The 21,178-nt window shown below is 34.1% G+C and carries 17 protein-coding genes; 8 read left to right on the plus strand and 9 right to left on the minus strand.

From position 1 onward, the window contains the following. Positions 1-107: 107 nt before the first annotated feature. Positions 108-455 carry a toxin-antitoxin system YwqK family antitoxin gene (locus GR162_RS01120; protein ID WP_066033062.1) on the plus strand — a complete coding sequence of 116 codons (348 nt, stop codon included), beginning with the start codon at positions 108-110 and terminating at the stop codon, positions 453-455. 58 nt (positions 456-513) lie between these two features. Here GR162_RS01120 and GR162_RS01125 read toward each other — a convergent pair whose 3' ends face one another. The 7 genes from GR162_RS01125 to GR162_RS01155 all read right to left on the minus strand — a co-directional run bounded on the left by GR162_RS01125 (position 514) and on the right by GR162_RS01155 (position 10,966). Then, positions 514-1,626, minus strand: a complete 1,113-nt coding sequence (locus GR162_RS01125) for a PepSY domain-containing protein (RefSeq protein ID WP_160780677.1) — start codon at positions 1,624-1,626, stop codon at positions 514-516. Positions 1,627-1,902: 276 nt separating this feature from the next. After that, positions 1,903-3,453 (minus strand): PepSY domain-containing protein, encoded by a 1,551-nt coding sequence (locus GR162_RS01130; RefSeq protein ID WP_160780678.1) that lies wholly within the window; start codon positions 3,451-3,453, stop codon positions 1,903-1,905. Between the two features lie 5 nt (positions 3,454-3,458). After that, entirely contained in the window at positions 3,459-3,758 is a 300-nt protein-coding gene (locus tag GR162_RS01135; RefSeq protein WP_111368866.1) for a hypothetical protein, read from the minus strand. Between the two features lie 15 nt (positions 3,759-3,773). Next, positions 3,774-4,106: a hypothetical protein gene (locus GR162_RS01140; protein ID WP_008466137.1), complete on the minus strand. Its 333-nt coding sequence runs from the start codon at positions 4,104-4,106 to the stop codon at positions 3,774-3,776. A 63-nt stretch (positions 4,107-4,169) separates the two neighbouring features. Further along, positions 4,170-6,623, minus strand: coding sequence for a TonB-dependent receptor (locus tag GR162_RS01145; protein WP_160780679.1), 2,454 nt, complete (start codon positions 6,621-6,623; stop codon positions 4,170-4,172). A 217-nt stretch (positions 6,624-6,840) separates the two neighbouring features. After that, positions 6,841-8,091, minus strand: coding sequence for a 2-oxoglutarate dehydrogenase complex dihydrolipoyllysine-residue succinyltransferase (gene odhB, locus GR162_RS01150; RefSeq protein ID WP_160781216.1), 1,251 nt, complete (start codon positions 8,089-8,091; stop codon positions 6,841-6,843). 97 nt (positions 8,092-8,188) lie between these two features. Continuing rightward, a complete protein-coding gene (locus tag GR162_RS01155) occupies positions 8,189-10,966 on the minus strand; it encodes a 2-oxoglutarate dehydrogenase E1 component (protein WP_160780680.1) in 2,778 nt (925 codons plus the stop codon). 117 nt (positions 10,967-11,083) lie between these two features. Between GR162_RS01155 and GR162_RS01160 the strand changes: the two genes are divergently transcribed. Together GR162_RS01160 and GR162_RS01165 are read left to right on the plus strand one after the other, a co-directional pair. Continuing rightward, entirely contained in the window at positions 11,084-11,635 is a 552-nt protein-coding gene (locus tag GR162_RS01160) for a hypothetical protein (RefSeq protein ID WP_066033057.1), read from the plus strand. A 74-nt stretch (positions 11,636-11,709) separates the two neighbouring features. Then, a complete protein-coding gene (locus GR162_RS01165) occupies positions 11,710-12,105 on the plus strand; it encodes a hypothetical protein (protein ID WP_160780681.1) in 396 nt (131 codons plus the stop codon). Positions 12,106-12,126: 21 nt separating this feature from the next. Here GR162_RS01165 and GR162_RS01170 read toward each other — a convergent pair whose 3' ends face one another. Together GR162_RS01170 and GR162_RS01175 are read right to left on the minus strand one after the other, a co-directional pair. Continuing rightward, a complete protein-coding gene (locus GR162_RS01170) occupies positions 12,127-12,480 on the minus strand; it encodes a hypothetical protein (protein WP_091128762.1) in 354 nt (117 codons plus the stop codon). 75 nt (positions 12,481-12,555) lie between these two features. Beyond that, on the minus strand, positions 12,556-13,530 hold the full coding sequence (locus GR162_RS01175; RefSeq protein WP_160780682.1) for a polyprenyl synthetase family protein: 975 nt from the start codon (positions 13,528-13,530) through the stop codon (positions 12,556-12,558). 265 nt (positions 13,531-13,795) lie between these two features. On the opposite strand from GR162_RS01175, the gene GR162_RS01180 reads away from it, so the two are divergent. The 5 genes from GR162_RS01180 to GR162_RS01200 all read left to right on the plus strand — a co-directional run bounded on the left by GR162_RS01180 (position 13,796) and on the right by GR162_RS01200 (position 20,792). Continuing rightward, positions 13,796-14,317 (plus strand): YceI family protein, encoded by a 522-nt coding sequence (locus tag GR162_RS01180; protein WP_008466148.1) that lies wholly within the window; start codon positions 13,796-13,798, stop codon positions 14,315-14,317. A gap of 107 nt (positions 14,318-14,424) precedes the next feature. After that, a complete protein-coding gene (locus tag GR162_RS01185; protein ID WP_160780683.1) occupies positions 14,425-15,024 on the plus strand; it encodes a TetR/AcrR family transcriptional regulator in 600 nt (199 codons plus the stop codon). A gap of 88 nt (positions 15,025-15,112) precedes the next feature. After that, positions 15,113-16,444, plus strand: coding sequence for a TolC family protein (locus tag GR162_RS01190; protein ID WP_160780684.1), 1,332 nt, complete (start codon positions 15,113-15,115; stop codon positions 16,442-16,444). 12 nt (positions 16,445-16,456) lie between these two features. Further along, on the plus strand, positions 16,457-17,524 hold the full coding sequence (locus GR162_RS01195) for an efflux RND transporter periplasmic adaptor subunit (protein ID WP_008466154.1): 1,068 nt from the start codon (positions 16,457-16,459) through the stop codon (positions 17,522-17,524). A 91-nt stretch (positions 17,525-17,615) separates the two neighbouring features. Next, positions 17,616-20,792 carry an efflux RND transporter permease subunit gene (locus tag GR162_RS01200; RefSeq protein ID WP_160780685.1) on the plus strand — a complete coding sequence of 1,059 codons (3,177 nt, stop codon included), beginning with the start codon at positions 17,616-17,618 and terminating at the stop codon, positions 20,790-20,792. Positions 20,793-21,178: the final 386 nt, after the last annotated feature.

Genomic DNA, 21,178 nt, shown 5'->3' on the forward strand with positions numbered 1-21,178 from the left:
ATGTTAAGTTTTTATTCTATGTTACCAAATTGTTAAGCAAAAGTTTTTTTAATGTAAACAATTAACTATATTTGATAAAGATTTCTTAACATTAAATACCTAAAGATATGAAAAAGAGTGTAATTTTAGCTGCAATATTGTTCTCTGGAATTGTAGTTGCACAAGAAGGAAAGCCTGAATTAGAAGCTGCTGGGAATAAGGTAAAAGCAACGTATTACTATGACAATGGTAAAGTGCAGCAAGAAGGCTTTTTTAAAGACGGTAAATTAGACGGTGTCTGGGTATCTTATGACGAAAATGGAAATAAAAAAGCCGTTGGAGAATACACAGACGGAGTTAAAACAGGAAAATGGATTTACTTTAATGAAAACAGTTTAAGCGAAGTTGCTTATGTAGACAACAAAGTAAGCTCAGTTAAAAGTTTACAGAAAAATGCTTTAGCAAACAGAAATTAGTCATAATTTCAAAAATCAATTATAAAAAGACCGTTTCGTTTTTAATGAGACGGTTTTTTTATGCTTTACTTTTTTTAGATTTTCTACTTCTTCCAAACCAAATTATGAATCCGCTGACAGGAAGTGCGGCAGCAATTAAACTCACAGTAAAAGCTATTATTTTTCCTGGAAGATCTAAAACTTGTCCCGTGTGTATTCCGTAATTCATTTCGACAACTTGCAGTCCGAGGCTTTTTTCATCAAAAGTTTGGCTTTGGATTAATTTTCCGCTTGACGGATGAAAATAATAATTACTCTGCTGATCATAGCGTAACGTATGCGGATAAGCACCTGTGCTGACAATATCGCCTTTTTTCTGCGGAATCATTATAAAAAACATTTCTGCTTTTGGCTGCAGTTTCTGAGTTTGAACAAATGCTTTGTCAATTGCTGTAACCGAATTTGCTTTGAAAGAGGTCGTGTCAATTATAGGTGTTTTTGTTTCAACACCCTTGTCTCCTCCAAAATTGAAAGATTTATAAATTCCGTCGCCAACCCATTCATAGGTAAAAGTAAGTCCGGTTATGGCTAAAATTAAGGCTATTATAGAAATGTAAAAACCTGTAGTATTATGCCAGTCGTAATTGACGCGTCGCCATTTTGCTGACCATTTTATGGTAAAACTTCTTTTAATGTCACTTTTTCGTTTTGGCCACCATTGTATGATTCCTGAAATGAGCAATAAAATAAAAATGATGGTCGCTCCGCCAATAATATGCTTTCCGATATAATCGGGTAGAAGGAGATACAAATGAATGTATTCTACAATAATGAAAAAGTCAGTTTCTGGATTTTCAGATTTCAGATATTTCCCATTATACGGATTGAAATATAAGTAAAGATTTCCCGTGTCAGAATAAGTATAAACAATCGCCGATCTGTTTTTTCCATAATAAGCAATCATTGTGGCTTTGTTATTAGGGACGACTTCTTTTGCTTTTTCCTGCAGTTGAGATGGTGGCACAAAAGGTTTGTTTTGAGGTTCAACCAAACGCCATTCTTTTCTGGTATTGTCTTTTATTTCATCATGAAAACAGAAAATGCAACCCGTAATACAGACTATAAAAACAATAATCCCAGAAATTAATCCGAGCCATTTATGTATAAATCGTATTTTGGTTTTGAATCCCATTTTTTTGATTAAAAGCGTAAAAGTATGCTCAAAATCTATATAGGGCAAATATTTCTAAAGCATTTTGTTTGTAAAGGTAAGTGTTGGTCAAAGAAAAATCTCGGAAAGTCGCAAAGTCGCAAAGATTTTGTTTCCCGCAGATTTTGCAGATTGAGCAGTTTTTTTTAATATTTTTATCTGCTTAATCTGCAAAATCTGCGAGAGAAAATCATTCCATTTTTCTAATCTGTAGCTTTAAATAAAAACTTGGCGCCTTCGTGCCTTAGTGGCTAAAAATTAAGAAACTGCTTTTTTAGGTTTTAAATGATACGTTGTGTATAAAGAAATTCCAGCAAGGAAAATCCAAAAAACATCTATGAAGAAAATCTGAAATTTATTATCCATAAAAGAATTCCAAAACCAATTTCCAGAAACAATTCCATTTGTAATTGGAATTAAGAATCCTAAAATACTTCCTGAAATCAGAGAGAATTTGTTGGTGAAAGCGTCATTTTTTTTAATGATAAAGAAAATCGTCAGCAAGAGCCAACCTCCAAAATAAAGCGCATATAAATTAGACTGGCTTAAAGGATAGAAAATTTTGCTTCCTATAAATGCCAAAGCTGTAATTGGATACATGCTTAAACAAATCGCCAAGTAAATACGAACAACAGCAGCGTTGAAACGTCTTTTCTTTTCTGGCATATTGTTTTTCTGTCGGGCCACAAGCCAAATCATAACTCCAGAGATAATGACAAAACAAGTTATAATTCCTAAAAGGAAACTAACAATTTTTAAGGCATATCCGCCATAATCTCCAAAATGTATTCGGTATAAAACATTTTTTACAACATCTAAATAGCTTGTTTGTGCAATAGGGTCTTTTTTGGCAATTTCTTTTCCGTCAGAAACTCTGTATACTACTTTTCCAATTCCTGTAAATTTTTTATGGCTTAAAAGTTCGCCCTCAACCAAAACGTGCATATTGGCATCTCCATAATTTTGGATGAAAACACGAGTAATTTCAAAATCAGCCCAGTTCTTTTTAGTTTTGGCAACCAGTTCATTAATATTAAATGGATTTGCCAATTTTTTATTTTCAAATTTATAATCTGGATCAGTATATTCCAGTTCCTTATATAATTTATCTTGATCTCCTTTATACAAAGCCATTACAGCTGGCGCTACGATTAAGAGTTTAATCATGAAAAATGCTCCTGTAACCGCGTACACAAATTGAAATGGCAGACCAATCATTCCTAAAGCAGTGTGTGCATCTGTCCAAAGCGTTTTTAATTTTTCTTTGGGACGGAACATGTAAAAGTTAGAAACAATTTTATTCCAATGCAATAAAACTCCTGTTATGATTGCGAATAGGAAAAATAAAGCGGTAAATCCAGACAAATAATACCCTGCAGGATAAGGAATTTGTGCTAAAAAATGAAGACGGTATAAAAGTTCGCCTAATGAATAAGACTCTTCGTAAGTGTAGGTTTTGTAATTTTTATTGTCTAGATAAAAGAACTCTCCCGCTTGCTGTTTTTTTGGAGCTAAGGTATCTTTAGTCCCTTCCATATATACAGCAACTCTATTTTCTACAGACGGTTTAGAAATGGTAAGATTTCTTCCGTACAAAACATATTTTTTGTCAAGATGCTGAAGTGCATCATTGTAATCTAATTGAATTTCTCTTGTAATTGCTGTAGATTCACTTCTTTCCCAATTGATGATTTCATCTCTAAAAAAAGAAAAAGATCCAGCGAAGAAAATTACAAAAAGAACTACGCTGATAACAATTCCGCTGACAGTATGCGTGTGAAAATAGATATTGTAATGACGGTTATTCATAAATATTATTGTGCCGTATTATAGGTTTGACCGAGATAAATGAAAAGACAAAAAAGTAGAGACAGCAGAATGTAAACTCCCCAAATTTTCCAACCGCTTTTGGCTAAGAAAGCAATAATCATTAAGGCCACCCAAAGGATAAAACCGCTGAAAGCCATTGTGATTAACACATCTTTTCGGCTAAACCAAGCCGCTAAAGCCAAATGAAAAGTAACAGAAACAAAGTATCCTCCTAAAATTGCAGCAGTAATTTTGGAAAAACGAGGCCAAAAAGAAGGATTTAGATATTTTGGATTTGCTGGCATATTTTAAAGTGGATTTTAGTTGTAATAAAGTTCAGTTACAGCAACAAAAATGAGTAAGGCCAAAAGTAACTTGCTGTTTATTTTTTTTAAAGGCGTAAGGATAATGATTAAACTTCCCACAGTCATTAGCTGAATGAAAAACATCAAAGTGCCACAACCCAATGATTGTGTAAAAAGCCACATTGCATAAGCAGAAAGCAAAAGCATCAATCCGATGATTTTGGTTTGCTTTGGATTTTTCTGCATCCATTTTTCAAAACCTAAATCATACGACAATACTGCTCTTTTAGAAGTATAATACAGTGTGTAAAAAGCTAAGAAAACGATAAGGCTGGCAATTGTAATCATAATCATTAAAAAATATAAAAAACACCTTTCCAATGAAAGAAAGGTGTTTTTGTTTGACTTTTATTAAAACTTATAAATAAAACTTGCTGCAAAAGTTCTAGGGTCTTTTGGATGTATTGTTGACCATCCGTCATAGATTTCTTTGTTTGCGATATTGTTTAACTTAAGTGTTATCCCGAATTTTTCAGTGTTATAGAACAAAGAAGAGTTAAGTACAGTATATTCTGGAATTGTAAATGTTCCTGAAACTGATCGGTTCATGATTTTATTGTCTCCAACATAATTCCCTCCAAATCCTACACCAAATCCTCTTAGTAATCCATTAGTGAATTTATAGCTTGCCCATAAGTTTGCCAAGTTGTAAGCTCCTGCACTTTCTGGTCTGAATCCTACGAAGTCAGCATCTCCTTTGGTTAGCGTTGCGTCATTATAGCTGTAACCCAGAATAATATTTAACCCAGTAATTGGATTGGCAATAAATTCAGCTTCAAAACCTTTATTGTGCTGCGCACCATCTTGATAGTTTGTCACGTCAGTTGCATTTGGTCTAACGCTATAAACCATGTTTGAAACTTTAATATCGTAGTAGTTTAAAGTAGCATAAATTTTATCTTTAAAAATATTCAGTTTTGTACCAAATTCTAATTGATTAGCATGTTCTGGATCAAATGTCACTGGAGTTCTAACTGTTCCATTTACATTTTCGCTTGGTGCTACGTTTGAAAAACCATTCATGTAGTTTGCAAAAATAGATACCTTATCAATGATTGGCTGATAAACTAATCCGAATTTTGGAGATAGAGAAGTCTGGTTGTAATTATCATCGTCAGTTGAAACATCTCCAGTATTTATAAAGCGGTCTGCACGTAAACTTACCATTGCAGAAAGAGCAGGAGTGAAGTTAATTACATCAGAGAAATAAGCGCTGTAAACTTCTTGTTTTGTTTTGTTGTTGTTTCTTGGAGCGTTTCCTACAATTGCATCAGATCCAGCTTTTGTTAAATTTCCTGTATCGCCATTTGTGGGACCAAAGATTGCGTTGAAAGATGCTAAATCGTCTCCAATATAAACATATCCATTTCCAAAATATCCTGTACCACGATCAAGACCAACTCTGTTGTAGTAATCTAAACCAACTACAAGTCTGTTTCTTAAATTTCCGATTTTAAAATCTCCGATAAAATTTTGCTGTATGTCAAAAGTGGTGTTTTTGTTATCTTGATAATTGAAAAATCTTGCTAAAACAATACCTTCTTTAATAGACGCAAATGCAGGATTACTGGTTCCTTCATATAGATAAGCATAATTACCAGTTGACTTAGCATTACTTGTCGAGAAAATAGTCTGTGAAGTCCATTGGCTAGAAAGCTTGTAATTTATTTGTGCCTGAATGTTATAAGAAGGCGTTTTGATTGTTAATTCGTTACTTGTGTAAGAACGGTTGTTGTCGTATTTTAATTCAGCAATATTGTGAACTCTTAACGGATTTGCTCTGTCTAGAAACAACATTGTTGGGTTTGTTGTTTCATTGCTCATGAATTCTGTATTTACTAAGAATGATAATCTGTCATTCACTTCATAAGATAATGATGGTGCTATGAAAAATGATTCTATAAATCCAGCATCTTGAAAACTCTCTTGTTTATTGTATGCTGAATTAACTCTAAAGTTAAGTGTTTTTTTGTCGTTAAGCGAAGTGTTAAGATCTACAGTTGCACGGTTTAGTCCGTAGCTCCCTCCAGTATAGGTTACTTCTCCACCAAACCCTTTGTATGGTCTTTTTGTTGTAGTATTGATTAATCCTCCATAAGAAATTAAGCTGCTTCCAAATAAAGTTCCAGAAGGGCCTTTGATAATTTCAACTCTGTCAATATTTGCAGGATCTAGACTACCGTTTGTTAAACCTGGTACGCCATTTACAATAGTTGCCTGAACCGGAAATCCTCTTAATGAATAGTAACTTGCTCCATCTCCTCCACGACCTGTTGAAGCCCATAGCTGTGTTACGCCTGGAGCATTTTTTAATGCATCATCAAATGTTGTAACTACTTGTTCTTTTAAAACTCCAGCAGTAATGGTAGTATAAACTTGTGGGTTTTCAAGATTTTTAAGTGGCAATCTTGAAACTTGTTGATTCTCTTTGCGCACAAATTGATTCTTACGCCCATTTACGACTACCTCTGTTAATTCTTCTGAGTTTGATGAGATATTAAAATTTTCAGTTAATTCCTGTCCTTCAGAAACTGTAATCTTTTTTTCTGTAGCATTATAACCAACAGCTGAGACTTTTAAGGTATAAGTTCCGGGCTTAACATTTTTTATTTTGTAGTTACCTTCTTCATCGGTAGTTGTTCCAAATCTTGTACCTTTTAAAGCTAGAGAAATTCCCTCAGGAGATTCATTATTATTTAAAGATATTTTTCCTTTTATAGTAGCTTTTTCTTGTGCAGAGATTGTATTGCCCATCAATAAGAAAAAACAAAAAGTTAAAACAGAAATCGTAAATTTTAATTTCATTTTTATTTAGAATTAATTTTGATAGTGCAAATTTAATTGCTGGAGAGCAATCAAACAAGTTGTTTTTATTTATTCTAAATAAAATATTTTTTAAAGGATAAAATTTTCAATAATTCAAAAAATTAACATCTTAAGCTAATCTTAAGCTAATTTTAAGCAAAAAAAGCCTGTTCTAATGAAAGAACAGGCTTTTGTATTGTCGAAAATTATTTAAAAATTACAATTCTAAAGCACGTTTAGCGTCGCCATTCATTAATAATTCTAATGGGTTTTCTAAAGCTTCTTTTACAGCAACTAAGAAACCAACAGACTCACGTCCGTCGATGATTCTGTGGTCGTAAGAAAGAGCCACATACATCATTGGGTGAATTTCAACTTTTCCGTTTACAGCAATCGGACGCTCGATGATGTTGTGCATTCCTAAGATTCCTGATTGAGGAGGGTTGATGATTGGAGTAGACAACATACTTCCGAAAACACCACCGTTTGTGATTGTGAAAGTTCCTCCAGTCATATCGTCAACTGTAATTTGACCATCACGAGCTCTTAAAGCTAATCTTTTGATTTCAGCTTCAATTCCGCGGAAAGTTAAATTTTCAGCATTACGAACAACAGGAACCATTAATCCTTTTGGTCCAGAAACTGCGATAGAAATATCACAGAAATCGTATCCTACTTTGTAATCTCCATCGATCATAGAGTTTACATCTGGATATAATTGAAGCGCTCTTGTAACTGCTTTTGTAAAGAATGACATGAAACCTAAACCTAAACCACCGTGTTTAGCTTTGAAAGCATCTTTGTATTCATTACGGATATTGTTGATTGGAGTCATGTTTACTTCGTTGAAAGTAGTAAGCATAGCTGTTTCATTTTTAGCTGAAACTAGTCTTTCTGCTACTTTACGACGTAACATAGATAATTTTGTACGCTCAGTTCCACGGTTTCCTCCAGTTGGAGTTCCCATTGAAGCTACAGCTGTTGCATTTACTGCATCGTCTTTAGTAATTCTGCCACCTTTACCAGTTCCTGTTACAGAAGCTGGAGCAATATTTTTCTCGTCTAATATTTTTCTTGCTGCTGGAGATGGAGTTCCTGTTGCATAGCTTGTAGCAGCTGGAGCTTGAACTGGCTCAGCTTTTGGAGCTTCTGCTTTTACTTCAGCCTTAGGAGCCTCAGCTTTTGGAGCTTCTGCTGCTGGAGCTGCAGATCCGCTTCCTGCTGGTTTAGCAGCATCTGTATCAATTAAACAAACTACAGCACCTACTGCAACTGTATCACCTTCTTCAGCTTTTAGTGTAATTACACCGCTCATTTCAGCAGGCAATTCAAGAGTAGCTTTATCTGAATCAACTTCAGCAATAGCCTGATCTTTCTCTACATAATCTCCGTCTTTTACTAACCAAGTTGCAATTTCAACTTCTTTTATTGATTCCCCTGGTGATGGGACTTTCATTTCTAAAATCATCTTGTTTTTGTTTAAGGTTTTTATCGTTTCATGTTTCATGTTTCAGGGTGTTAGACTTGAAACTTGGAACATGAAACTTGAAACAATTATTTTTTAATTATCTAAATAAATTTTTATCGAATACCATTCTAATTGCATCAGCATGACGGCGTTTAGCACGTGTATAACTTCCTGATGCTGGAGCAGAATATGCTTTTAATGAAGCCAATCTCCATTTTACTAGATCAAAGTTCATTAACATATAGCTGTAAGCTCCCATGTTTTTAGGTTCTTCCTGAGCCCAAACATAGTCATCTGCATTTGGATATTGTGCAATGATTTCTTTAATCTGCTCAACTGGGAAAGGGAATAATTGCTCGATACGAACAACAGCAACGTCTTTTCTTCCGTTGTTTTCTCTTTCTGCAGTAATATCATAGTAGAACTTACCAGTAACGAAAACTAATGTTTTAACATCTTTTTTGTTAACTGTAGTATCGTCAATAGTTTCTTGGAAACTTCCATTTGCTAAATCTTCTACTGGAGATACGCATCTTGGATCACGTAGTAAACTTTTTGGAGTAAATACTACAAGCGGTTTACGGAAATTTGTTTTTAATTGTCTTCTTAATAAGTGGAAGAAGTTAGCAGGCGTTGTACAATCTGCAACATACATATTATGTCTTGCACAAAGCTGTAAATAACGCTCCATTCTAGCAGAAGAGTGCTCAGCACCTTGTCCTTCGTATCCGTGAGGTAATAAAAGAACAATACCATTTTGGTTGTTCCATTTATCTTCACCACAAGAAATGTATTGGTCAATCATAATTTGAGCTCCGTTAGAGAAATCTCCAAATTGTGCTTCCCAGATTGTCAAAGCTTTTGGACTTGCCAATGCATATCCGTAATCAAAACCTAAAACTCCGTACTCAGATAAGTGAGAGTTGTAAACATTAAAGTTTCCTTTTTTGTCCTCTAAGCTGTTGATTAAGATTACTTCTTCTTCAGAATCTTCAACTTTAACTACAGCGTGACGGTGAGAGAAAGTTCCCCTTTCTACGTCTTGTCCAGAAATACGAACATCAAAACCTTCTTGTAATAAAGATCCGTATGCTAAATGCTCAGTCATACCCCAATCTAAAAGATTAGTTTCGAAGAACATTGTTTTTCTGTCGTTGATTAATTTTTGAATTTTACTGATGAATTTTTTGTCTTCAGGCAAATTAGAAAGTGCATTTGCAATTTGAGTTAATTTTTCTTTTGGATAAGAAGTATCAACTTTTTGAAGCATTTGCGTGTCTGTAACCTGAACAAAACCTTCCCATTCGTTTTTCATGAATGGAGTAATAATGGTTAAATCTTTTTTACGAGAAGCTTCTAAATTTTCCTCTAAAGCAGATTTGTATTGTTTTTCTAAAGCATTTACATAAGAAGCATCAATTACACCATCTGAAAGTAATTTCTCAGCATAGATGTCTCTTGGGTTTTTATGTTTAGCAATGATTTTATATAAAACAGGTTGAGTGAAACGAGGCTCGTCACCTTCGTTATGTCCGTATTTTCTATATCCTAATAAATCGATAAATACGTCACGTCCAAACTGCATTCTGTAATCTAATGCAAAAGATACCGCGTGAACAACAGCTTCTGCATCGTCAGCATTTACGTGTAATACTGGAGAAAGCGTTACTTTGGCAACGTCTGTACAGTAAGTAGATGAGCGAGCATCTAAATAGTTTGTTGTAAATCCAACTTGGTTGTTGATTACGATGTGAATTGTACCACCAGTTTTGTATCCGTCCAATAAAGACATTTGAATGATTTCATACAAAATACCTTGACCAGCGATAGCCGCATCACCGTGAACAGCGATTGGCAATACTTTTGAAATATTTTCTGGGAAATGTCTTTCTTGTTTTGCTCTTGTGATACCTTCAATTACCGCTCCAACAGTTTCTAAGTGAGAAGGGTTTGGCGCTAAATTGATATTGATGCTTTTTCCAGATCTTGTTTTTCTGTCTGCAGTAAGACCTAAGTGGTATTTTACGTCACCGTCAAAATACTCTTGATCGTAGTCTTTTCCATCAAACTCACCAAAAATGTCTTGAGTAGATTTTCCGAAGATATTTGCCAAAACGTTCAAACGACCGCGGTGAGCCATTCCCATTACGAATTGTTCAACACCTTTTTCTGCAGCTTGCTCAATTAAAGCGTCAAGAGCTGGGATGATAGATTCTCCACCTTCTAATGAGAAACGTTTTTGTCCAACATATTTAGTGTGAAGGAAGTTCTCAAAAGAAACGGCTTCGTTTAATTTATTTAAGATTATTTTCTTTTCCTCTGTAGAGAAATTAGGCTGATTTGTATTTACAGCTAATTTGTCCTGAATCCATTTTACAACATTAGGATTTCTAATGTACATATACTCAATACCGATATGCTGGCAGTAAATAGTTTTTAGACGATTTACGATATCTTGCAATGAAGAAGGCGCCATTCCGATTGTTTGAGCAGCGTCAAAAACAGTTGAAAGATCTGCTGTAGATAATCCGAAGTTTTCAATATCCAAAGTTGGAGATGAAGTTCTACGATCACGAACAGGATTTGTTTTCGTGAATAAATGCCCGCGCGTACGGTATCCGTCAATTAATTTAAGAACGTTAAATTCTTTCTTTAGTTTTTCAGAAATCTGACTGTAATCTGTGTTATCGCTAGTCACGTACTCAACGATCGTTTGCACCGGATTTTCGTCATTATAAGTCGTTTGCCCAAAGTCAAAACCTTGAAAGAAACTTCTCCAGCTAGGCTCAACGCTGTCTGGGTTAACTAAATATTGATCGTATAATTGTGCAAAAAACTCAGTATGCGCTGCGTTTAAAAATGAAAACCTATCCATAATATGAGTGAATATACTTTTTTGTTATATAGAAAGGCAAAAGTACAACAATCGCATTTATTTAAATCTTTTTTTTACGTACTTTTACGTAAAAATTTGTTAAAATAAACGTTAACTATGAATAAAATTCAATTTTCAATCGATTGCAGATATTTTTTTGTGATTTTGGCTGTCTTATTTTCAAGTTATAGTATTGCACAACAAAAATATGTCATTGACAATAGTAACCATTTTTGGGATAAAGTTCAATTTGGAGGCGGTTTAGGTCTCGGATTTGGTTCAGGATATACCAATATATCGGTAATGCCAAGCGCCATTTACAATGTTAACGAAATTGTAGCAGTTGGAGCGGGTCTTCAATTTGGCTATTTATATCAAAAAAATTATTACGAATCTTTCGTTTGGGGAGGAAGTCTTATAGGTTTAGTAAATCCAATCCCCGAAATCCAGTTGTCAGCTGAATTAGAGCAGGTTAGGGTTGATACTGACTATGAAGAGAATTATTATCATCCAGGTTTTTCTGATTCTTATTGGAACACAGCTTTATATCTAGGAGCAGGTTATAGAACAAAAAATGTAACAATTGGAGCACGTTACGATGTTCTTTATGATCCCAATAAAAGTCTTTACGGCTCCGGATTTATGCCTTTTGTGAGAGTGTATTTCTAAGTTGCTATCCCGATTGCTATCGGGACTGAGATGCTAAGATTCTAAGTCTTCAATTTGTAAAAAAAAATATTTAAGTGGACCAAGCTTTATTTTCTAAAATAACCTTGCAATATTTAAAAGAGAATTATCCTGATTTTGTAGGAAATATTGATTTTAAAAAAGATCAATCTTTTGATTGTTTTATTAAAAGTATCCAAGGAAACAGATTTTTGTGGGTAGCGACTTATGATTTGGAAATAACCATTGGCTTTGAAAATCATAATAAAGAATGTGATTGGCATTTTCACATTGGAGCTTCAGGAGGAAATAGCCTAAATGAAGAGCTAGAGCTATTGACTAAAGAACTAAATAAAATTTTAAATAACGAACAGGTTTTTATTTTGGAAGATGGTAAATATATTCCATTAGATAAAAATGATGAGATAGATGTAAAAGAAAATGAAAAGTTATATGTATGGGATGAGATATAAGTATTGAAAAAACTTAGAACCTTATTTATAATAATTTCGAAACCAAACCTTTTGCCATTCTCTTTTTAAAATTAAGAAAGCAACTTGTTCAGCAAGAATGACTAAATCAGAACCATCTAATTGTTTGATTTCATTTTCGGGAACGTCAATGATATAAAGGAGATTTAAATATTCAGCAAATTTATACTGAATCATTCTATAGACTTTTTCGTGAAGCTGAATTTTTAATTCATCTGGAGAAATGCTCATTGGAAAATCAATTCCTTCATTCGCTAAATTAAAATCTTTATTAAGCTGTTCAATAAGACTCAGATATAAAGTCTCTGCTTGCGCCTGCGCTAATAATGATTCGGTATTTGCTGGTGCTACAAACATATGATTTTAGATTTTAGATTACTGATTTATGATTGTAGAATTTGTTATTGAAATTGATTTTTGAATTGCTAGTTTTTAAACTTTACGTCCCATTAAATTTTCTCCGAAAGTTCTCAAAACGTTTTTCTTCTCATTGCTTATTTCCATTTTTTCTAATGTTTCAAAAGCTTTAAAAGTGTACATTTCGATTGCTTCCTGAGTGGCTTTTGATGCTCCGGATTCGTTGAAAATGGCTTTAGCGGTTGCTATTTTTTCTGTATTATCTTCCAGTTGAAGCGTGAATAATTTTTCTAATTCAGAAGCTTTTTCATCAGAAGAAAATTCTAAAGCCTTCAGATATAAATACGTTTTTTTGTTTTCTATAATATCTCCTCCAACCTGTTTTCCGAATGTTTCTGGGTCGCCAAAAGCATCTAGATAATCGTCTTGAAGTTGGAAAGCCAAACCTAAATTTAATCCAAAATCATAAATTAAATCAGCTTCTTTTTCAGAAGTTTTAGCAACAATGGCACCCATTTTCATGGCAGCCGCCACCAAAACAGCTGTTTTGTATTCAATCATTTTAAGGTATTGAGGAATCGTAACATCTTTGCGAGTTTCAAAATCTACATCCCATTGCTGTCCCTCGCAAACTTCAAGAGCTGTTTTGCTAAATAATTTGGCCAAGTTTCTAAAAACACTTGGTTCGTATTGTTCGAAATATTGATATGCCAAAATAAGCATGGCATCTCCAGAAAGAATTCCCGTATTTAAATCCCATTTTTCGTGCACGGTAATTTGTCCTCTTCTCAAAGGCGCATCATCCATAATATCATCATGAACCAACGAAAAGTTATGAAAAACTTCAACTGCCATTGCTGCCGGAAGTGCCGTCTGGTACTCAGTATCAAAAACTTCTGCGGCCATTAATGTTAAAACTGGACGGATACGTTTTCCGGCAAGTCCTAAAATGTATTCTATAGGTTCGTAAAGATTTTTAGGCTCTTTATGTATGTTTTGGCTTTGTAGATAATTAATGAAAAAATCCTGGTACTGACTTATATCGTGCATAATGAATTCTGATTTCGAGCCCCAAAGATACAATTCAAATATTAATTTCTGGAGATGAAATGTTAAAAGCGTATAGATCATTAAAAAGGGCTTTTAACCTTTCTCATTTCTAATATGTTAAAAAAAAAATCAAAAAACTTGGAAACTTTTTTGGTATTCAAAGTTTCCTGTCTATATTTGCAGCGATAAAATGGAAACTTAGAATACTATAAAAGTTTCCGTGAAAAGTTTTAATGATTCGTAAAATCAATTAAATCAAGTATTTATGAAAACAAAATGGACCTTAGATTCTAGCCAGTCAGATGTTTTATTGAAAATGAGACGATCAAGAACTGCTTATTTGGGAGGAGATGCAAATAAATTTGATGGGTATGTGAATATTGAAGATAATGAAATTGAAGATGCTTCTGTCGAATTCTCATTAGACATCAACAACAAAAATGAAAGTTTCCAATCTATAGATGCTTATTTACAGCTTCAGGATTTTTTTGAAGAAGATGAGCATCCGATCATCAGTTTCAAATCGACATCGTTTCAAAAAGTAAATCAGAACATCAATTTTTTCAAAGGAGATTTAACTATAAAAGATATTACTAGAGTAGTTGAATTAGATGCTGAATTTCTGGGAGAAAATATTTATAACGGAGAAAAGAAAGTAGCTTTTGAAATCAAAGGAAATATCAAACGTGAGGACTTTGGTTTAGATTACAGTTCTTTCAACCATGCTTCGGGAGGTGCTTTAGGTAAAGATATTAAACTTATAGCAAATTTAGAATTTAGCATATAAATCTTACCAAATCAATAATTTGATGTAAAATTATTACAAATAATAAGGAAACTATTTTTTTAATTTTAGTTTCCAAAGTATATTTGTGATGCAATCGAGAATTTAAAATGAAAGAGAAGATTATAGCAAAAGCAAGTGAATTATTTTTGAAGCTTGGTTTTAAGAGTGTTACGATGGATGATATTGCAGGTGAAATGTGTATTTCAAAAAAAACGATTTACAAATATTTCTGCAATAAGGAAGTTTTGATTGAAGAAAGTACCTCAATGGTTCATAGACAAGTTCACGAAATTATGGATACCATTATAGCGAAGAATTATAATGCTATTCATGAGAATTTTGAGATCAGAGAAATGTTCCGCGACATGTTTAAAAATAATGCAGACACGTCTCCAATTTATCAGTTAAAAAAACATTATCCTGAGATTTACCAAAATATTCTTTCTTTCGAAATCGACCAGTGTACACAATGTTTTAGAGATAACATCGAAAAAGGAATTCGCGAAGGACTTTACAGAAGTGATCTAAATGTAGAAATATATGTTAAGTTTTACTATACACTCATTTTTCATATTAACGAAAATACGGTTTCTGAAAGCGAGGCGCAAAGAATTGAGCTTGAAGCATTAGAATATCATACTCGTGCAATGGCTACTGAAAAAGGAGTCGAAGAATTAGAAAAACAGCTAAAAAGAATAAATAATTAATCCAAATATATTCAATCGCCATTATTCTGAGTGAGGAAGGAAAATGACGATACTATCTCAAAATTTAAAAATAAATATTTAACTACTTATGAAAAGAATCCTTCTTATATTTTTGTGCACCATTGGCTTCTCTGTCAACGCACAAACCACTTTAACCCTGAAAGACGCGGTCAATTATGCGCTTCAAAATAAGGCTGATGCTAAAAAAGCAAAACTTCAGGTAGAAAATAGTGAGTATCAGATTCAGGAAATACGTTCGAGAGCTTTACCGCAAATTAGTGCAAACGGGAATTTAACTTATAATCCGGTAATTCAGACAACGGTTATTGATGGAGCTGCATTCGGCGCACCAGGAACTACGATTCAGGCAGCATTTGGTCAAAAATGGACATCAACTGCAGGGATTTCTTTAACTCAAGCATTATTTGATCAATCTGTTTTTACAGGTTTGAGAGCCGCAAAAACGACTCGTGAGTTTTATCAAATAAATGATCAGTTAACTGAAGAGCAAGTTATTGAAAGAGTTGCAAATAACTACTATTCAGTTTATGTGCAAAGAGAAAGACTTATTCTTTTAGACAGTAACTACGTAAATACTCAAAAAGTTCGCGACATCGTTCAAGGTCAGTTTAATAACGGTTTAGCTAAAAAAATTGATTTAGACCGTATTATCGTAAAATTGTCTAACATTGATACAGATCGTCAGCAGGTTAAAAATCAGATCGAGTTACAGGAAAATGCATTAAAGTTTTATATGGGTATGCCTATAGAAACTCAAATCGTTATGCCAAAAGAAGAATTTGAAGTTGTACCAGCTGCTTTGACACAAGAGCCAAATATTGAAAACAGAACAGAATATTTGCTTTTGAAAAAACAAGAAGAACTTTTAGTATTCAATAAAAAAGCGGTTGAAGCAGGTTATTATCCTACGCTTTCACTATCCGCAGGTTATAACTATATCGGACAAGGACCAGAAATGCCTTGGTTTGCAAAACCAGATAAAGGAGTGTATTGGTCGGATTTCTCAGCTGTTGCTTTAAACCTGCACGTACCAATTTTTACTGGTTTCGGAACCCGTGCCAAAGTTAGACAAGCTGATGTTCAAATTAGAGAACTGCAAGAAGATATCAAAGACACTAAACTTTCTCTTGATTTAGATTATAGAAATGCAATGACGCAGATTAATAATAATCTTGTAACTATTGAAAACCAAAGGGAAAATATGCGTTTAGCGTTAGAAATTCTAAGCAACACTAAAAACAATTACCTTCAAGGTTTAGCATCTTTAACCGATTTGCTAGACGCAGAAAATGCATCACTTGAAGCTCAAAATAACTTTACAAGAGCGGTTTTAAATTATAAAATTGCCGAAATATCTCTAATCAAATCAAAAGGCGAACTTAAATCTCTTACTAAATAACAAATTATTACAATGAAGAAAATAATTATAACAGTCGTAATCATAATTGTAGCTTTTTTTGGAGTGAGCTACATTTTAAATAAGAACAAAGCAGAAAACGAAGCGAAAACTGCAATTGTAGCAGAAAAAAACGCAGCAGTTTCTGTAAAAGTAGCAACAGTAAAAACAGAAGATGTTAATTTGGCTTTTACTGCTAATGGAAACTTTGTGCCAATTCAGGAATTGACTTTCTCTGCTGAAAAATCTGGAAAAGTAATTAGTGTTTTAGTAAAAGAAGGTGACTATGTAAAAGTAGGACAAACTCTTTTAACAGTGAGAGGAGACGTTATCAACGTAAATGCTCAGGCAGCTGAAGCAGCTTACCAAAATGCAAAATCTGATTATGCTAGATATGAAAACGCTTTTAAAACTGGCGGTGTTACAAAACAGCAATTAGATCAGGCAAAATTGGCTTTGACTAACGCTCAATCTAATTATACTCAAGCAAAAATCAATGTTGGAGATACAAGAGTAAAAGCGCCAATTAACGGATATATCAACAAAAAATATATTGAACCAGGTTCTATTTTAGCTGGAATGCCAGCAACAGCCTTATTTGACATCGTAAATGTTTCTAAATTAAAATTGAATGTTACTGTAAACGAAACTCAAGTAGCAAGCTTAAAATTAGGAAGCACAGTAAATATTACTGCTAGCGTTTATCCTGACAAAACTTTCTCAGGAAAAATTACTTTCATCGCTGCAAAAGCAGATGCATCTTTAAATTTCCCTGTTGAAATTGAAATTACAAACAATGCAAGCAATGACTTAAAAGCAGGTATGTACGGAACTGCAACTTTCGGTTCTACAAACCAAAAACAAAACTTAAAAGTAGTTCCTAGAAATGCATTTGTTGGTAGTGTGAGCAGTAACGAAATCTTTGTTGTAGAAAACGGTGTTGCTAAATTAAGAAAAGTAGTTGCTGGAAGAATTTTAGGAGATAAAGTTGAAATTATCAGCGGTTTAAATGACGGAGAAACTGTAATTGTTACAGGTCAAATCAACCTACAAGACGGAAATACAGTAGAAATTATTAAATAATTATTTGGTTATAAGCATTAAGCGATAGGCTATAAGCAATTTAAAAGCTTAAAGCCTACTGCCTACAGCTTAAAGCATAAAGAAAAAATATATGAAATTAGCCGAAATATCCATAAAACGTCCGTCGTTAGTAATTGTATTGTTTACGATTCTGACACTAGGTGGATTGTTCAGTTACAGCCAATTAGGCTACGAGCTGATCCCAAAATTCGAAACCAACGTAATTACGGTTTCAACTGTTTATCCTGGAGCTTCTCCAAGTGAGGTTGAAAATACAGTAACAAAGAAAATTGAAGATGCGATTGCGTCTCTTGAAAATATCAAAAAAATCGACTCGAAGTCTTACGAGAGTCTTTCGATTGTATCAATCACATTGACTTCAAATGCGAATGTTGATATTTCGATGAATGATGCACAGCGTAAAATCAATGCGATTTTGAGTGATTTGCCAGAAGATGCGGATCCGCCGTCATTGACTAAATTCTCTTTGAGTGATTTACCAATTATGACGCTTGGTGCGAATGGTAAAATGGACGAAGCAGCTTTCTACGATTTGATCGATAAAAAGATTGCTCCAGTTTTATCTCGTGTACAAGGGGTTGCTCAGGTAAACATTATTGGTGGTCAAGAGCGTGAGATTCAGGTAAACCTTGACGCAGTAAAAATGCAAGGTTATGGACTTTCAGTTCCTCAAGTGCAGCAGACCATTTTGAGTTCAAACTTGGATTTCCCAACGGGTAACATCCAGACTCGTAATCAAAAAATCTTAATCCGTTTAGCGGGTAAATATAAAAATGTTGACGAATTAAGAAACTTAGTGGTTTCTTCTCAAAACGGAATTCAAATTCGTTTAGGAGAAATTGCAGATGTTCAGGATACGCAAAAAATTGCAGAGAAAATTGCGCGTGTAGATCAAAAAAGTGCAATTGTACTTCAAATTGTAAAACAATCAGATGCGAATGCCGTTGCGGTAAGTGAGCAGTTGATTAAAACAATTAAAACATTAGAGAACGATTATAAATCGGCTCAATTAAAATTAGAAGTAGCAAAAGATAGTACAGTCTTTACTCTTGAAGCTGCAGATTCTGTTGTACATGACTTGTTAATTGCGGTTATTCTGGTAGCATTCGTAATGTTGTTCTTCTTGCACAGTATTAGAAACTCATTGATCGTAATGGTGTCTATTCCAGCATCGTTGATTGCAACATTTATTGGAATCTATTTATTAGGTTATACACTTAACTTAATGTCTTTACTTGGTTTATCTCTTGTAGTTGGTATTCTTGTGGATGACGCGATCGTTGTACTTGAAAATATTTACCGACACATGGAGATGGGTAAAAGCCGAATTCGTGCCGCTTATGATGGAACTGCAGAAATTGGTGCAACCGTAACTTCGATTACCTTAGTAATTGTGGTGGTGTTCTTACCGATCGCAATGAGTACAGGATTAGTGTCAAACATTATTACACAATTCTGTGTTACAGTAATTATTTCTACAATGTTCTCATTATTGGCTTCATTTACGATTATTCCGTGGTTATCATCACGTTTCGGAAAATTAGAGCATATTGAAGGTAAAAATCTTTTCGGAAGAATTATCCTTGGATTTGAAAGCTACTTAACTCGTTTTACTGACTGGGTATCGAACTTATTAAACTGGTGTTTAGATCACTATATTAAAACAATGGTTGCTATTGTGGTAATGTTCTTTGGAACGATCTTCTGGTTAATGGGAGGCGGATACATTGGAGGAGAGTTCTTCGCATCATCTGATAGTGGTGAGTTCTTGGTTCAAATCGAGATGCCAAAAGACGCTTCGTTAGAACAGACAAACTTTATGACGCAAAAAGCAGAAGCTTTCTTAAAAGGAGAGAAATATGTTTTCAGCCAAATTACAACAGTTGGACAAACCAGTGAAGGTTTAGGAGCAGCTCAGGCAACTGCATACAAAGCAGAGATTGACGTTAAAATGATCGATCAAAAAGATCGTACAGATGATGCCAACGTATACGCTGCAAAAGTAAAACGTAAACTAGAAAAAGTTTTAGTTGGAGCAAAAGTAAAAACAGTTCCAGTCGGTATCTTAGGTACAGCAGAAGATGCCACTTTAGGTTTGATCGTAACAGGTCCAAACGTAGAAAGTGCCATGAAATTTGCTAAACTTGCTGAAGCTGAATTACGCACCATTCCTGGAACAACTGAGATTAAATTAACAGTTGAGGACGGAAACCCAGAGATCAACGTTCAAGTTGACAGAGATAAAATGGCTGCTTTAGGCTTAACCCTTCAAACAGTTGGTTTAACCATGCAGACTGCTTACAGTGGTAACACAGATGGTAAATTTAGAGCTGGTGAATACGAGTATGACATCAACATTAAATACAACGAATTTGATAGAAAAAACATCACTGACGTTAGTAACTTGATTTTCATCAACAATGCTGGTCAGCAGATTAAATTAAATCAATTTGCAACAATTACTGAAGGTTCTGGACCAAGTAAATTAGAGCGTAGAGATAAAACAGCTTCTGTAACCGTACAAGGTCAGAACGTTGGGGTGCCAGCAGGAACAATCGTTCAGCAATGGCAGGCAAAATTAGATAAATTGCAAAAACCAACTGGAGTTAACTACATCTGGGGTGGTGACCAAGAGAACCAATCGGAAGGATTTGGTACTTTAGGAATCGCATTATTAGCAGCTATTATTTTGGTTTACCTTGTAATGGTTGGATTGTATGACAGTTTCGTTCACCCGTTTGTCGTATTATTTGCTATTCCGCTTTCGTTCATTGGAGTTTTATTTGCTTTGGCATTAACAAACAATACTTTAAATATCTTTACCATCTTAGGGGTAATCATGTTGATTGGTCTGGTGTGTAAGAATGCGATCATGCTTGTGGATTATACCAATCAGCGAAGAGCGGCTGGAGAATCAATCAGAAATGCCTTGATTCAGGCAAACCACGCTCGTTTACGTCCGATCTTGATGACAACAATTGCGATGGTGTTTGGTATGTTCCCAATTGCATTGGCATCTGGAGCAGGAGCTGAATGGAAAAATGGATTGGCATGGGTAATCATTGGAGGTTTGATTTCTTCATTATTCCTTACTTTAATTGTGGTTCCTGTAATCTATGATATTATGGAGAAAATCATTAGAAAATTCTCTAAAGGCGAAAAAATCGACTACGAAGCTGAAATGCACGCGGATTATACGCCAGCAGAATTAAGCGAAGACGGTTTCAATCCTAAACACACTCATTAATAGTTTTAATTTTTGATAGTGAAATTCCGAGCCCGAATTCGGAATTTCACAATGAAAAATCTCAGATTCCTTCATATTGGAATTTGGGATTTTTTTTAATTAATACTAAAATTTTTCACGCAGATTTTAGCAGATTTAATTAGAAAAAATCTGGGTTGACCTGCGTAAATCTTTTTTAAATCTGCGTGAAAAAATATATCAGTTTTAATAATTCAATACTAAATTCTTCAAATTGGAATTTGGATTTTTTTATTGATTCTTTTAAAAATTTTCACGCATATTCAACAGATTTTAGCAGATTTAATTAGAAAAAATCTGGGTTGATCTGCTTAAATCTTTTTTAAATCTGCGTGAAAAAATATATCAGTTTTAATAATTCAATACTA

Source organism: Flavobacterium sp. HBTb2-11-1, from assembly GCF_009826975.1.
GTDB lineage: Bacteria > Bacteroidota > Bacteroidia > Flavobacteriales > Flavobacteriaceae > Flavobacterium.

What these genes read in the sequence shown, in the direction of transcription:
- GR162_RS01160 (WP_066033057.1), top strand. Translation starts at nt 11,084, where the DNA reads ATGAATAAAATTCAATTTTCAATCGATTGCAGATATTTTTTTGTGATT.
- GR162_RS01180 (WP_008466148.1), top strand. Translation starts at nt 13,796, where the DNA reads ATGAAAACAAAATGGACCTTAGATTCTAGCCAGTCAGATGTTTTATTG.
- GR162_RS01195 (WP_008466154.1), top strand. Translation starts at nt 16,457, where the DNA reads ATGAAGAAAATAATTATAACAGTCGTAATCATAATTGTAGCTTTTTTT.
- GR162_RS01190 (WP_160780684.1), top strand. Translation starts at nt 15,113, where the DNA reads ATGAAAAGAATCCTTCTTATATTTTTGTGCACCATTGGCTTCTCTGTC.
- GR162_RS01120 (WP_066033062.1), top strand. Translation starts at nt 108, where the DNA reads ATGAAAAAGAGTGTAATTTTAGCTGCAATATTGTTCTCTGGAATTGTA.
- GR162_RS01175 (WP_160780682.1), bottom strand. Translation starts at nt 13,530, where the DNA reads ATGCACGATATAAGTCAGTACCAGGATTTTTTCATTAATTATCTACAA.
- odhB (WP_160781216.1), bottom strand. Translation starts at nt 8,091, where the DNA reads ATGATTTTAGAAATGAAAGTCCCATCACCAGGGGAATCAATAAAAGAA.
- GR162_RS01125 (WP_160780677.1), bottom strand. Translation starts at nt 1,626, where the DNA reads ATGGGATTCAAAACCAAAATACGATTTATACATAAATGGCTCGGATTA.
- GR162_RS01185 (WP_160780683.1), top strand. Translation starts at nt 14,425, where the DNA reads ATGAAAGAGAAGATTATAGCAAAAGCAAGTGAATTATTTTTGAAGCTT.
- GR162_RS01170 (WP_091128762.1), bottom strand. Translation starts at nt 12,480, where the DNA reads ATGTTTGTAGCACCAGCAAATACCGAATCATTATTAGCGCAGGCGCAA.
- GR162_RS01135 (WP_111368866.1), bottom strand. Translation starts at nt 3,758, where the DNA reads ATGCCAGCAAATCCAAAATATCTAAATCCTTCTTTTTGGCCTCGTTTT.
- GR162_RS01200 (WP_160780685.1), top strand. Translation starts at nt 17,616, where the DNA reads ATGAAATTAGCCGAAATATCCATAAAACGTCCGTCGTTAGTAATTGTA.
- GR162_RS01130 (WP_160780678.1), bottom strand. Translation starts at nt 3,453, where the DNA reads ATGAATAACCGTCATTACAATATCTATTTTCACACGCATACTGTCAGC.
- GR162_RS01145 (WP_160780679.1), bottom strand. Translation starts at nt 6,623, where the DNA reads ATGAAATTAAAATTTACGATTTCTGTTTTAACTTTTTGTTTTTTCTTA.
- GR162_RS01140 (WP_008466137.1), bottom strand. Translation starts at nt 4,106, where the DNA reads ATGATTACAATTGCCAGCCTTATCGTTTTCTTAGCTTTTTACACACTG.
- GR162_RS01155 (WP_160780680.1), bottom strand. Translation starts at nt 10,966, where the DNA reads ATGGATAGGTTTTCATTTTTAAACGCAGCGCATACTGAGTTTTTTGCA.